13 protein-coding genes are annotated in these 13,040 nt (G+C 71.1%); 6 read left to right on the top strand and 7 right to left on the bottom strand.

Translation table 11 applies throughout. The features are described from left to right. Nucleotides 1-56: 56 nt before the first annotated feature. Together ACFUCU_RS05210 and dacB are read right to left on the bottom strand one after the other, a co-directional pair. Complete coding sequence (locus tag ACFUCU_RS05210) at nt 57-1,205, bottom strand: zinc-dependent metalloprotease (protein WP_377971142.1); 1,149 nt, start codon at nt 1,203-1,205, stop codon at nt 57-59. Between the two features lie 74 nt (nt 1,206-1,279). Continuing rightward, complete coding sequence (dacB, locus tag ACFUCU_RS05205; RefSeq protein ID WP_377971141.1) at nt 1,280-2,851, bottom strand: D-alanyl-D-alanine carboxypeptidase/D-alanyl-D-alanine-endopeptidase; 1,572 nt, start codon at nt 2,849-2,851, stop codon at nt 1,280-1,282. A 153-nt stretch (nt 2,852-3,004) separates the two neighbouring features. Between dacB and ACFUCU_RS05200 the strand changes: the two genes are divergently transcribed. The 4 genes from ACFUCU_RS05200 to ACFUCU_RS05185 all read left to right on the top strand — a co-directional run bounded on the left by ACFUCU_RS05200 (nt 3,005) and on the right by ACFUCU_RS05185 (nt 6,409). Then, nucleotides 3,005-3,493: an inorganic diphosphatase gene (locus ACFUCU_RS05200; RefSeq protein WP_290257022.1), complete on the top strand. Its 489-nt coding sequence runs from the start codon at nt 3,005-3,007 to the stop codon at nt 3,491-3,493. A 162-nt stretch (nt 3,494-3,655) separates the two neighbouring features. Beyond that, entirely contained in the window at nt 3,656-4,981 is a 1,326-nt protein-coding gene (locus ACFUCU_RS05195; RefSeq protein WP_377971138.1) for a carboxylesterase family protein, read from the top strand. Between the two features lie 3 nt (nt 4,982-4,984). After that, on the top strand, nt 4,985-5,743 hold the full coding sequence (locus tag ACFUCU_RS05190; RefSeq protein ID WP_377971136.1) for a DUF429 domain-containing protein: 759 nt from the start codon (nt 4,985-4,987) through the stop codon (nt 5,741-5,743). Between the two features lie 66 nt (nt 5,744-5,809). Next, on the top strand, nt 5,810-6,409 hold the full coding sequence (locus ACFUCU_RS05185; RefSeq protein WP_290257025.1) for a hypothetical protein: 600 nt from the start codon (nt 5,810-5,812) through the stop codon (nt 6,407-6,409). Here ACFUCU_RS05185 and ACFUCU_RS05180 read toward each other — a convergent pair. Both ACFUCU_RS05180 and serS read right to left on the bottom strand, forming a co-directional pair. Continuing rightward, a complete protein-coding gene (locus ACFUCU_RS05180) occupies nt 6,406-7,251 on the bottom strand; it encodes an HAD family hydrolase (RefSeq protein WP_290257026.1) in 846 nt (281 codons plus the stop codon). The genes ACFUCU_RS05185 and ACFUCU_RS05180 overlap by 4 nt on opposite strands. Nucleotides 7,252-7,388: 137 nt before the next feature. After that, nucleotides 7,389-8,669 carry a serine--tRNA ligase gene (serS, locus tag ACFUCU_RS05175; protein ID WP_290257027.1) on the bottom strand — a complete coding sequence of 427 codons (1,281 nt, stop codon included), beginning with the start codon at nt 8,667-8,669 and terminating at the stop codon, nt 7,389-7,391. A gap of 78 nt (nt 8,670-8,747) precedes the next feature. Here serS and ACFUCU_RS05170 point away from each other — a divergent pair, with 78 nt between their 5' ends. Then, nucleotides 8,748-9,809, top strand: coding sequence for a diacylglycerol/lipid kinase family protein (locus ACFUCU_RS05170; RefSeq protein ID WP_377971133.1), 1,062 nt, complete (start codon nt 8,748-8,750; stop codon nt 9,807-9,809). A gap of 1 nt (nt 9,810) precedes the next feature. Here ACFUCU_RS05170 and ACFUCU_RS05165 read toward each other — a convergent pair whose 3' ends face one another. The 3 genes from ACFUCU_RS05165 to ACFUCU_RS05155 form a co-directional block, all read right to left on the bottom strand. Next, nucleotides 9,811-10,029, bottom strand: a complete 219-nt coding sequence (locus ACFUCU_RS05165) for a hypothetical protein (RefSeq protein ID WP_290257029.1) — start codon at nt 10,027-10,029, stop codon at nt 9,811-9,813. A 121-nt stretch (nt 10,030-10,150) separates the two neighbouring features. Next, complete coding sequence (gene pheA / locus ACFUCU_RS05160) at nt 10,151-11,122, bottom strand: prephenate dehydratase (protein ID WP_377971131.1); 972 nt, start codon at nt 11,120-11,122, stop codon at nt 10,151-10,153. A 14-nt stretch (nt 11,123-11,136) separates the two neighbouring features. Then, nucleotides 11,137-11,463 carry a rhodanese-like domain-containing protein gene (locus ACFUCU_RS05155; RefSeq protein WP_290257031.1) on the bottom strand — a complete coding sequence of 109 codons (327 nt, stop codon included), beginning with the start codon at nt 11,461-11,463 and terminating at the stop codon, nt 11,137-11,139. A gap of 120 nt (nt 11,464-11,583) precedes the next feature. Between ACFUCU_RS05155 and ACFUCU_RS05150 the strand changes: the two genes are divergently transcribed. After that, on the top strand, nt 11,584-13,014 hold the full coding sequence (locus ACFUCU_RS05150) for an amidase (RefSeq protein WP_377971129.1): 1,431 nt from the start codon (nt 11,584-11,586) through the stop codon (nt 13,012-13,014). Nucleotides 13,015-13,040 lie beyond the last annotated feature (26 nt).

The raw sequence follows: 13,040 nt of genomic DNA, 5'->3' as shown, positions 1-13,040 counted from the left end.
GGCGGGCTGGGTGGTGTCGGCGTGGGCGTCCGCGGTGGCGGGTTCGTTCGTGGGGCTCATGCCGCTGAGAGGCCCATCCGTTCGACCCAGAGCTTGGGGTCGTGGATTTCGGGTTCGGTGGGCAGGTGGTCCGCGGACTCCCAGACCCGGTTGAAACCGGCCATGCCGACGGCGTCCACCACCTCGCGGACGAACTTGGAGCCATCGCTGTACTGGCGCATCTTGGCGTCGAGGCCGAGCAGGCTGCGGATGAACTTCTCCACCGCGCCGCGGTCCTTGCCGCGGGCGTTGAAGCGCTGCCGGATGGTCTTCACCGACGGCACGATGCTGGCATCCACCGCATCCATGACCACGTTGGCGTGGCCCTCGAGCAGGCTCATCACGGCGGTCAGGTGCGAGATCGCGGCCTTCTCCTCGGGGTCCTGCAGCAGGTCCAGGATGGCGCCGCGGCCGGGGGCTGCGCCGGGAGCGGACCGGTCCTTGAGCGACCTGGCCGCCGCGGCGGCGCGTTCCATGATCGAGTCGACGTTGCCCAGCAGGTGCCCGCTGAGGCCCTCGATCTGGTCCAGCATGTGGTGCCGCAGCCAAGGCGCGGCGGCGAACTGGACCCGGTGGGTCTGCTCGTGCAGGCAGACCCAGAGCCGGAAGTCCTCGGGAGCGACGTTCAGCTCCCGCTCCACCGAGATGATGTTCGGCGCCACCAGCAGCAGGCGGCCGGCGGCCGGGGCCGTGGAGCCGGGGGCCAGGGCGGAGAACGGGTCGTACTGGCCGAGGACCTTGCTGGAGAGGAAGGCCAGGATGGCGCCGAGCTGGCTGCCGGTGATGGCGCCGCCGACGCTCGCGCTGCCGGGGCTGATGCTGCCGCGGCGGCCCTCCAGCATCTTCTCGATGGCGGGCTGCAGCATGACGGCGAAGCTCTGGGTGTTGGCCTTGGCCCAGGAGGCGCGGTCCACCACCAGGACGGAGGAGTCGCGCAGGTCCCGGGCGGCCTCGAGGCCGGTGATGTCGTGGACGTGCGGGACGGAGAGGTCGGCCATCAGGCGGAGGTTCTCCACCGCGGCTCCGATTTCCTTGGCCCCGAGCGTGGGACCGGCCGGCGTGAGCCGCGCGGCAGTGGACGCCGCGAGCTCCCAATTCACCAGGGCCTGGGCCTGGGCTGACGTCTCTGCTGATCCGGCGCGCGAGGGGGTCTCCATAGTCCCCATCAGATCACAGGGCCCGGGCCACCGCACAGGAATCCGTCCCGGACCGGGCCCGTTTCGACGGTTCGGGCAATTGCTCAGCGGCAGCCGCAGGCCGCGAGGGTGGAGGCGGTCCGGTCCAGGGCTTCCTTGTTCCCGGTAGCCCCGGGGGTCAGGCCGTTGCCGATGAAGGAGAAGACCAGGAGCCGGCCGTCGGCGTCCACCACGTAGCCGCTGAGGGCGATCACGGAGTTCAGCGTTCCGGTCTTGGCGCGGACCAGGCCCGCGCCGGCGGCGGTGGTGGCATCCGTGTACCGGCTGCCGAGCGTGCCGGTCAGACCGGCCACCGGGAAGCCGGCCAGGGCGGAGCGGAGCCGGGTGTCGGGGCCGTTGGTCATGGCCCGGACCAGTTCCGTGAGCTGCCGGGCGGTGACCCGGTTCTCCAGGGTGAGCCCGGCCAGGTCCGCGGCGTGCAGGGTGTCGGTGGGGATCTTGAGTTCCTGCAGCTGCTTCAAGACGGCGGCGATGGCGCCTTCGCCGCTGCCCGGCTGCCCACTGGCCAGTGCCGCCATCCGGCCCATGACCTCGGCGAGGTAGTTGTCCGAGGTGCGCAGCAGCAGGTCCACCTGTTCGCCGACGGTCGCGGATTCGGCCACGGCCAGCACCGCCCCGGCGCGAGGGCCGGCATCCGCCGCTTCGGACGAACCATCTGACGAACCGTCGGACGCGACGCCGGCGCCCTTCTCTCCCGGATCCTTGTTCCCCTTGCCCTTGGCGCCCGCTTCCTGCATGGGCGCCTTGGCGCGCACGACGCCGGGTGCCACGGTGATGCCGGCCTCGCCGAGCCGGGCGGCGAAGGCCTCGGCGGCGGTCATGGCCGCGTCCTGAGGCCGGGCCCCGGCGGTGCTGCCGGGCGCGAACCGGGCCCCGTTCAGTGCCAGCGGGAACAGCGGCGCCACCTCGCCGGCGGCCACGTCATCCGGGCTCCAGGCGGGGCTCAGGGACGGGCCGGTGAAGAGTGAATCGTCCAGCTGCACGGTGACCGGACCGGTCACACCTGCCTGCCGGAGGGCCGTGACGGTGGACTTGGCCAGGGTCGCCAGGCCGGCGTGGCCCAGCACCCCATCCGGGGCGGAATCCCCGGCGCCCAGCAGCACGTCCCCGCCGCCGGTGAGGACCACGGTGCCGGGAGTGCCGCCGGCGATCACCCGGGTGGTGAAGCGGCGGTCCGGACCAAGGGTGCGGAAGGCCGCGGCCGCGGTGAGCAGTTTGATGTTGGATGCCGGCGCCCGGCCCTCGTCGCCCGCCCGGTCGAAGAGGACCTCACCGGTAACGGCGTCCTGCACCATGCCGGTGAAGGTGCCGCCGCCGTCGGTCTTCAGGGTGGCGTTGAGCCGGTCCGCGAGGGTGGCCGCGTTGGGGAAGGGGGCGGCGTCGTCGAGCGGTTTAACCGCGCCGGGGACGGCGGTGAGGGCCGACGGCGGAAGCTGCCACGGGCCCGCCGCGGGCTTAGCCGGGGGACGGGACGGGCCGGCGAATCCGGGGCCGAGGGCGAAGCCGGCGGGGATCACGAGCGCGATGACCAGCAGCCCCAGCAGCACGGCCGGAACGCTCCGGCGCCACCCGGCGGCCCGGGAATCCTGCCCGCGCGGGCTCGTTGTGCGTGTCATGGTGCTGATGGTCCTTAGTTCCGAAATGTCCCCACTAGTTCCTGAAACCAGGGCCTGTCGCTATATCCTCAATAATAGTCGGCGGTACCGGGTGGCCTTTTTGGGGCGCCAGCCCGTGCCGCGCACCCCCTTAAATCCGTCGAGGAGCATTCCATGAAGCATGACGTGACCATCGAGATCCCCAAGGGATCGCGCGTCAAGTACGAAGTCGACCACGAGACCGGCCGCGTCCGCCTGGACCGTGTCCTATTCACCTCCATGCAGTACCCCACGCACTACGGTTTCTTCGAGAACACCCTGGGCGAGGACGGCGACCCGTTGGACGCCCTGGTCCTGCTGCAGGACTTCGACCTGCACCCCGGCGTGATCGTCGAGGCCCGCCCGATCGGCGTGTTCAACATGACCGACGACGGCGGCGGGGACGCCAAGGTCCTCTGCGTGCCGGCCGACGCACGCTTCGACCACATCAACGAGATCAGCGACGTCAGCGAGTTCCTGATCAAGGAAATCGAGCACTTCTTCACCCGTTACAAGGACCTGGAGCCGGGCAAGTGGGTCAAGGCCGAGGGCTGGGGCGACCGCGCCGCCGCCGAAGCCGAGCTGGAAGCCTCGATCAAGCGCTTCGTTCCGCACGCTCACTAGGGCCGCGTCGGTCACGGACCGAGTTTTCCGTGCCGGGGCCACCCGCGCCGACCGCCCATCAGGGGCGGCGGTGCCGGGTGGCCTCCGGCGTTTAACAGCCGAGTCTTGATCAGCGGCGGACACTGCCAGCCGCGAATCAGGAAGATGTGAAATCGTTGGTTCATGACCACCGAGCCCGCGTTTAACCCGCCCTGCGGCCCCGTGACCGGCTGGCACGACGGCGAGGTGCTGCGCGCCACCGGCATCCCCTACGCCACGGCCGCCCGGTTCCAGCCGCCGGCACCGGCCCCGGAGTGGACCGCGCCCTTCGCCGCGACCGCCCTCTCCCCCGCGTGCCCGCAGGCCCCGGTGCCGTTCCTGGACGACATCCTGGGCACCCGGTACGGCGAACTGCCCGGCAGCGAGGACTGCCAGCGACTCTCCATCACCATCCCGGCAGGCCTCGGGCCGGGAGAAAAAGTTCCGGTGATGGTGTGGCTGCACGGCGGCTCCTACACCTCCGGCTCGGGCGACCTGGCGATCTTCGACCCCAAGGCCCTGGTGGCGGAGAACCGGGTGATCGTCGTCTCGGTCACCTACCGGCTGGGCCTCTTCGGCTACCTCGCCGCCGGCGACGGGCGCCCGGCGAACCTGGGCCTGCTGGACCAGCTGGAGGCCTTCCGCTGGGTCCGCCGCAACATCGCCGCGTTCGGGGGCGACCCGGAGAACGTGACCGCCTTCGGCCAGTCCGCGGGCGGGGATGCCGTAGCCCACCTGATGGCCGTGCCGGAGGCGCCGTCGCTGTTCCGCCGCGCCATCATCCAGAGCGCCCCGCTGGGCATCACCCGCGGACGCGACAAGATGAGCGCCGCCATGGGTGCCGCGGCCCAACACATCACGGAAGACACCCCGGCACTGGATGTCGTCGCCGCCGAGGCCAGTGTGGCGCGCACGGCCCGGAAGTTCGGACTCGCCTCAGCCATGCCGTTCGGCACCCAGTACGGCCACGACCCGCTGCCGCCAGAGGCCGCCATCGAAGAGGCCTGGGACGCCGCAGCCCCCGGGATCGAGGTCCTGATCGGACACACCACGGAGGAGGCGCGGATGTTCCTGCCGCGCAACCGCGTCGTGAGCCGGATCGGCCGGGTCCCGGTGCTGGGGAACGCCGTCGTCAAGGCCGTCAACTGGGCCGTCACGGAGGCCGTCTACGGCAGGGCGACGCGGAAGTTCGCCCGCCGCCATGTCCGCGCGGGCGGCCGCGCGCACCGCTACCTGCTCTCCTGGCACGCCCCGGGGAACATCTACGGGGCCGCCCACACCGTGGACCTGCCGCTGCTCTTCGGCGACGAGCAGACCTGGGCCGGGGTAGGCCTGCTCGCGGGCGCCAGCTGGGAGGACGTCAACGTCCCGGGCAAGGCGATGCGGGCGCTCTGGGCCCGCTTCGCCTCCGGTGAACAGCTCGACGCCGACGGCGGGATCCCCGGCGCGCTCCGCTACCGGGCGGTCTAAGCCGTGCGGACCCTCGGGGTGGACCTCGCCGCGGCGACCAAGAAGACCGCGGCCGCCATCCTCGAGTGGGAGGGCGGATCCGCCCGGCTGGTGCACCTGGCCCTCGACGTTGACGACGCCGACATTGTCCGGCTCTTCGGCAGCTGTGCCATGACGGGCATCGACTGCCCGGTGGGCTGGCCCGACGCGTTCCTGCCCTTCATTGCCGCGCACCTGGCCGGCGAGCCGCACCCTGTGCTGGACTATGACGGCATCGAGGGCCGCCGGTTGCTCGCGTACCGGGAGACGGACCGCTTCACCACCGGGCTGACCGGCCTGATCCCGCTGAGTGTGTCCGCGGACCGGCTGGCGCACCCGGCGATGCGCTGCGCGGTGATCCAGGCCAAGATCGCCCGGGAGCACGGGCTGCAGCCGCGGGATGGCAGCGGCCGGCTGGCCGAGGTGTACCCGGCGGGGTCGCTGAAGACCTGGGGGCTCCTGGCCCGCGGGTACAAGGGCCGGGGCGGCCCCGAGGCGGAGCGGCTGGGCGGGCTGCTGGCCGCGCTGCGCGACGCTGCGCCGTGGCTGGACCTTGCCGGCCATGAGGAACGCCTGGCCGGGTCCGATGACCTGTTCGACGCCGTCATCGCGGCCCTCACGGCCCGGGCCGTGGCGGTGGGGGCAACCGTCGGGCCAGATGAAACCCACGCCGCGGCGGCACGGACCGAGGGCTGGATCCACGTGCCAACGGGCGGCCTGGAGGCCCTCGTGGACGCCGGATAAACGCCGCGGGAGCGCGGATGCTTTCCGTTTGCGGCGACACGGCCACCGGGTAGTGTGGCATCCAGAATGTTCACCCTGACGATCAATCAGACCGACAGCCGTCACGACGGCGACCGCGTGCCGCAGCTCCTCAAGGACCTGCGGCACATTCCGGCGCGCCTCGATTTCGACCGGTCCGTCGAGGATGAGGTCCAGGGCATCGTGGACTGCCCGCGACAGGCCGTGGACGCCGCGCTGATCGCCCTGCGCACCGGCGCCTGGTACGTCGGGATCGGCGTCGGGCCGGTCAACGAACCGCTGCCCAACCAGATCAAGGACGCCTCCGGCCACGGGCTGGTCTACGCCCGGCGGGCCGTGGACCGGCTGCGTAACGGCAAGGAGCGGATCCCGGTGGCCGTCGAGGGTCCGCTGGCCGAGCTGGCCGCGGAGGCGGAGGCGGTGCTGCGCCTGCTGGGCCAGATCGTGCACGACCGGAGCGCGGCGGAGTGGCGGGTCCTGGACCTGCTGACGCCCGGCGTCCGGGGCCAGCAGAAGGCCGTGGCCGAGGAGCTCGGCATCACCACGCAGGCGGTGAGCAAGGCAGTGGCGCGGGCCCAGTGGAACGAGGAGCACGCCGCACGGCCCGCGGCCGCCCGGTTGCTGTCCCTGATCCTCGAGGTGCGCTAGAGCAGACTGCGCAGCACGTGGGCCGCGCCGTCCTCGAACACCGAGTGGGTGACCTCGTCCGCGGCGGCAATGACCTCGGCAGGAGCCTGGCCCATGGCCACCCCGCGCCGGGCCCAGGTCAGCATCTCGATGTCGTTCCGTCCGTCGCCGACCGCCACGGTGCGGTGCGCCCCGATGCTCAGCCGGCCGCGGAGCTGCTCCAGCGCGCTGGCCTTGGTGACGCCGGCCGCGGCGATGTCCAGCCAGGCGGTCCAGCCCACCGAGTAGGTGACGCCGGCGAGCCCGACGTGCCGGATCGCGGCGTTGAATTCCTCCGGGGTGTTCTCCGAGCTGAACACCACGACGCGCACGGCGGTGGCCTCCAGCATGGTCTGGAAGTCCACGCCGATCGCCTCGACGCCGAAGCTGGCGTCCTGGAAGCGCTCGGTGGAGAGGAAGTTGCCGTCGGCGTCCTCGAGCGCGTACTTGGCGGAGGGCAGCCGCTTCCGGAGTGCCCGCAGCGCGGGTCCGGGATCGAAGGTGGCCCTGTGCAGCACCTCGTAGCCGTCGGCGAGGCCGGAGTCGACGCGGAGGGTGACGCCGCCGTTGGAGCAGACGGCGTAGCCGGTCTCGATGCCGATGTGCTCGATGATGGGCAGCGTGGCGCCGAGGGAGCGGCCGGTCGCGATCATCACCTCATGCCCCGCGGCCACCACGGCCTGCGCGGCTTCTCGGACGGGAACGGACATGTGGCCGTCGTGGTCGACGAGGGTTCCGTCGACGTCGAGGGCGATCATCATTTTGTCGTTGGCGTTGCGCTGGTCGTCGTTGCCAGCGACTGAGGTTTCAGTCAATGTAGTCATCTAACAAGTAGAGCAGACACCCCCGACAACCAGCTAGGACGCGCGCCACAGCACGACATGAAGCGCCCGTGAACACTTGGGTGACTGACTACCGGGGCCGACGGCGGGAGGCTGGCGGAGGGGGTTGGAGCGGATGGTCAGAGGACGGGCAGCACGGTCATCCCGCCCAGGTACTTCTGCAGCGCGGCCGGCACGTTGACCGAGCCGTCCGGGTTCTGGTGGTGTTCCAGGATGGCCACGATCCAGCGGGTGGTGGCGAGGGTGCCATTCAGCGTGGCGACCGCGCGGGTGCCCTTGGCGGTGCCGTCCTCGGTGATCACGCGTTCGCGGATGTTGAGCCGGCGCGCCTGGAAGGTGGTGCAGTTGGAGGTGGAGGTCAGCTCGCGGTACGCGCCCTGGGTGGGGACCCACGCCTCGCAGTCGAACTTCCGCGCCGCGGAGGTTCCGAGGTCGCCCGCGGCGGTGTCGATCACGCGGTAGGGAAGCTCGCACTTGGCCAGCATTTCCTCTTCCCAGGCCAGGAGCCGGGCGTGCTCTGCGGCGGCCTCCTCGACCGTGGTGTAGATGAACATCTCCACCTTGTTGAACTGGTGCACGCGGATGATGCCGCGGGTGTCCTTGCCGTGCGAGCCGGCCTCGCGGCGGTAGCAGGAGCTCTGCCCCGCGTAGCGGATCGGGCCGGCGGAGAGGTCGAGGATCTCGTCCGCGTGGTAGCCGGCGAGGGCCACCTCGGAGGTGCCCACCAGGTAGAGGTCGTCCTCGGCGAGGCGGTAGATCTCGGCGTCGTGCTTGACGTCGAAGCCGGTGCCCTGCATGGTCTCGGGACGGACCAGGGTGGGGGTGATCATCGGGACGAAGCCGGCGTCGATGGCCTGTTCCATGGCCATCTGCAGCAGCGCCATCTCCAGCCGGGCGCCCACGCCGCGGAGGAAGTAGAAGCGGGAACCGGAAACCTTGGCGCCGCGTTCCATGTCGATGGCACCGATCAGCTCACCGATTTCCAGGTGATCCTTCGGCTCGAAATCGGGGAACTCACGCGGGGTGCCGACGGTCTTGACCACGACGTAGTCGTCCTCGCCGCCCTCGGGGACACCGTCCTCGACCAGGTTGGGAATGCCGCGCAGCAGCTCCTCCTGGGCGGTCTGGGCGGCGTCGGCCTCGGCGGACGCTTCCTTGACCGACGCGGCAAGGACCTTGACCTCGGCCAGCAGGGCCTGCTTCTCCTCGCCCTTGGCCTGCGCCACCTTCTTGCCGAAGGCGTTCTGCTCGGCGCGGAGATTCTCGTAGCGGATCAGGGCCGCCCGCCGGGACGCGTCCGCGGCGATGATCGCGTCCACCACGGATTCGTCGGCGCCGCGGGCGCGCTGGCTGGCGCGGAACTTGTCCGGATTTTCGCTGAGGTCTTTTACGTCGATCACCAGACAAGAGTATCGAATCCGCACGGTGACGCCGGGCAGTCCGGCCGCGGGGCGGGCCCGGGTTAGTGTTGGAGCACCATGCGCGACTGGCTGCTCTACCTCGTCATCGCTGGAGCCCTGGCCTTTGCCGTCTCCAGCTGGTGGGGCGTGCGCCGACTCAAGGCCAAACACACGCGCAGCGCCGCCTGGGAGGAGACCCACCATCCGGGCCTGGAGCGGCAGAAGGTCGCGGTGGTGCTCAACCCCATCAAGGCCCGCGCGGCCGAGGCGCGAGCCCTGGTGGAAGGGGCGTGCCTGGCGGCCGGCTGGGAGGCCCCGCTCTTCTACGAGACCACGGCGGAGGATCCCGGCTTCTCGCAGGCGCGTGCCGCCGTCGCGTCCGGCGCCGACGTCGTCCTCGTGGGCGGCGGGGACGGCACCGTGCGGGTGGTCGCCGACGTCCTGGCCCACTCGGACATCGCCATGGGGCTGCTGCCGCTGGGCACCGGAAACCTGCTGGCCCGCAACATCCACCTGGACATCGGGAACCTGCATTCCTGCGTGGAGACCGCCCTGTTCGGGCACCAGCGCTTCATCGACACCGCCCGGATGAAGGTGGCCAACGGCATCACCGGACAGTCGTCGGAGCACGCCTTCCTGGTGATCGCCGGGATCGGGATGGACGCAGAGGTCGTCAGTGACACCAGCGACGGCCTGAAGAAGGCGGTGGGCTGGCTGGCCTACACCGAGGCCGGGGTGCGGCATCTGCCGGGCCGGCGGAAGCGGGTGTCCATCTCCCTGGACGACGAACCGGAGCAGTCACGCAAGATCCGCAGCGTCCTGTTCGCCAACTGCGGGCTGATTCCCGGTGGCATCGACTTCATTCCGCAGGCAATGATCGACGACGGGATGCTGGACGTGGTGGTGATGAGCCCGCGCAGCGCAATCGGCTGGCTGGCGATGTATTGGAAGATCGTGCTCAAGCACAAGCGGAACCTGCCCGTGATGACCTACTACCGCTCGGGCAAGGTCGTCATCACCTGCGCCGAGCCGATGCCGACGCAGGTGGACGGTGACCCCTCGGGCGAGGCCACGAAGGTCACCGTCCAGATCGCCCCCCGGTCCCTGCTGGTGCGGGTCCGGGAAGACGAAGCCGTCTAGCCTAGCTGGCTTCCTTGCCGGCCTCTTCGGCCTTCTTCGCGTCCTCGGCGGCCTTGGCGGCGCGCGCCTCGCTCTGTTCGCGGATCATTGCCTGCTCCTCTTCGAAGCGCAGGCGGTCCGCGCGGTCTGCGTCGTCACCGTCCCAGTCCTGGTTCTCCGCCGTCGGCTTGGGGTTGACGATCATCCCCTGGCCATCGTTGTCGTTGCTCGTCGTTGACATGCCCTGCTCCCTCCAGTCGAGGTCTATCCCGGTTTGGTTCCCGCCAGCATACGCCCGTTTACGAGGGGCGAAAGTGCAGGATGGGGCATTTGTCTACGCTTTGGGCGAATGCCGGGGAGCGCTATCCGGCGGGCAGGGTTTCCCCGTCGGAATCCGGGGCAGTGCCGGAGCGGAGGCCCTCCACCCAGGCGTGGGCGGCGCGGAATGCCTGGTCCGAGGTGTGCGGCTGGACCTCGGTGCGCTGACCGTCCGCACGGCCATAGGAGCCAAGGAAGCGGGTGGCCGGGCTGATCCGGTGCAATCCGGCGAGGGCGTCGGCCACCCTGGCGTCGAGCACGTGGCCGTCGGCGTCGATGCTGAAGAAGTAGTGCCCCAGGTACTGCCCGGTGGGGCGGGACTCGATCCGGCTCAGGTTGACCCCGCGGGTGGCGAACTGGTCCAGGATCTCCATCAGCGCGCCGGGCCGGTCCTCCGGGAGCGGCACCACCACGGTGGTCTTATCCGAACCGGTGGCCGCCGGCAGCTCACCGGGACGTCCCACCAGCACGAACCGGGTGACGGCACCGGGGTTGTCGCCGATGTTCTCCGCCAGGACCTGCAGGCCGGGCTGTTCCGCCGCGACGATCGGCGCGCAGATGGCGGCGTCGTAGGGGGCGCCGTCGAGCAGGCCCATGGCGGCGGCCGCCGTCGACGACCCCGGAATGTATTCCGCATGGGGAATATGAGTGTCCACCCAGAGCCGGCATTGCGCCCAGGCGTGGCCGTGGGTGGAGACCCGGCGGACGTCCTCGAGCCGCACCCCGGGCCGGACCACCAGCACGAACGTGATCGGCACCAGCGCCTCACGCAGGATCCGCAGCTCGGGGCCGGAGGCGATGGCATCCAGGGTGGCGGTCACGCCGCCCTCCACCGAGTTCTCGATCGGCACCATGGCCGCGTCCGCCTCGCCGCCGCGGACCTTGTCCAGGGCAGTATTGACGTTCGACGCCGGGACGCGGATGGCCTCCGCGGCGCCGGGAACCTGCAGCAGGGCCGCCTCGGTGAAGGTTCCTTCCGGTCCCAGGAACGTGTACGTGTGCGGTGCGGCAGGCATGGGGTCCCTTGGGGTTAGAGGATAACGGGCTTGAGGCCGTTGTCGGACACCAGCGGCAGGCCGGTCTCCAGCCACTGGTCCATGCCGCCGGCGACGTTCAGGGCCGAGTAGCCCTGGCCCACCAGCCATTGGGCGGCGCGGAAGGAGCGGCCGCCGGTGCGGCAGATGACGTAGAGGTCCTCGTCCGGGTCGAGTTCGTCGATGCGGCCGGGCAGCTGGTCGAGCGGGATGTGCAGCGCGCGCTCGGCGTGGCCGGCGGCCCATTCGTAGTCTTCGCGGACATCCAGAATCTTGGCCGACTCGGGGATGTCGGAAACGGTCACGGTATCGATGTCACTCATGGCAGTCCTCTCCGCAGTACCAGGTGTGCCTCCAGCGTATCGCCAGCCCCGCACCCTCCCGCGTCCGCCGCGTCAGGTTACGCTTCTGGGACAACGTAGGGAGACCGATGGCAGCGAACCTTGGCTGAGATCCACGAACTGTCCGCCGTGGCGCTGCGGGACGCCCTCCGCGCCGGCGCGCTGTCAGCCCGCGAGGCAGCGGCGCATTTCCTGGCCAGGATCGGGGAGCAGAATCCGCGGCTGGGCGCCTTCATCACCGTCACCGCGGAGCAGGCCGTCAGAGACGCCGACGACGCCGACGCGGCGTTCCACCGGGCCTCCAAGGCCGGCGCCGTGGACTCGCTCCCGCCGCTGCACGGCGTGCCGGTCGCGTTCAAGGACCTGACCGACGTCGCAGGGGTCCCCACCAGCCACGGCAGCGCGGCGCTGGAAGCCCGGCCGGCGGCGGAGGACGGTGCCCTGGCCGCGGCGTTGAAGGGCGCGGGCGTCGTGTCCCTCGGCAAGACCCAGGTTCCGGAGTTTGGGCTGACCGCGTACAGCGAGAACCGGATCGCCCCGCCCTCCCGTAATCCGTATTCCTTGAGCCGCAGCTCCGGCGGTTCCTCCGGCGGCAGCGCGGCGGCCGTGGCGGCGGGGCTGCTGCCGTTTGCGCCGGGCTCCGACGGCGGCGGGTCCATCCGCATCCCGGCGTCGGCCTGCGGCCTGGTGGGGCTCAAGCCCGGCCGCGGACTGGTGCCCGCCGGGGAGAGCCCCGGCGACCGGGCCGGACTGGTGGTGGCCGGGCCCCTGGCACGCTCCGCCGGGGACGCCGCGCTCCTGCTGGACGCCCTCGCACCGCCCGAGCCGGGCCGGCAGGGCTATCTGGAGCGCACCGGGCAGGCTCCTCCCCCGCTCCGGATCGGCGTCAGCCTGGACAGCCCGTGGCAGGCCGCCTACCCGATCGCCCCCGAGCCCGAGGCTCTGGCCGCGCTGGCCGCGGGAATCGACCTGCTGGAGCGGGCCGGGCACCGGACCGGCGAGGCGTCCATCCGGTACGACAACCGGTACCCGGCGGCCTTCACCACCGCCTGGACGGCCGGCGTCGGCAGCGCCCGGATCCCGCCGCAGCGCGAACCGCTGCTGACCCCGCTGACCCGGACGTTCCGGCGCCGCGCGCAGCAGCGGAGCGCGGCCAAGCTGGAGGAGGCCCTGTCTTTCCTGCGGACCTTCCAGCGGGACACCCTGGCCCAGTACGCGACGTGGGACCTGATGCTGATGCCCGCGCTGGCGCAGACCCCGCGCCCGGTGGGCTGGTTCACCGGGGCCGTGCACGGCGACGGGTACTGGCCCGCCGCGGAGTGGGCCCGCGACGCCGACGAGGACTACCGCCGGCAGTGCCAGTTCGCGCCCTGGTCCTCGATGATCAACGTCTGCGGGCTCCCTGCCATCAGCATCCCGGTGTATTGGACCGGCGGGCGGCCGGGCGAAGGGTTGCCGATGGGCATCCAGCTGGTCGGGCCGATGGGCTCGGAGGCCCTGCTCCTGCAGGTCGCGGCGCAACTGGACTACTGACGCCGGCTTTCTGAACCACCGGGCCG

This window comes from Arthrobacter sp. NPDC057259 (assembly GCF_042668995.1).
Taxonomy (GTDB): domain Bacteria; phylum Actinomycetota; class Actinomycetes; order Actinomycetales; family Micrococcaceae; genus Arthrobacter.
The sequence above is the reverse complement of the archived record's forward strand: the minus strand, read 5'-3'. Positions and strand labels throughout refer to the sequence as shown.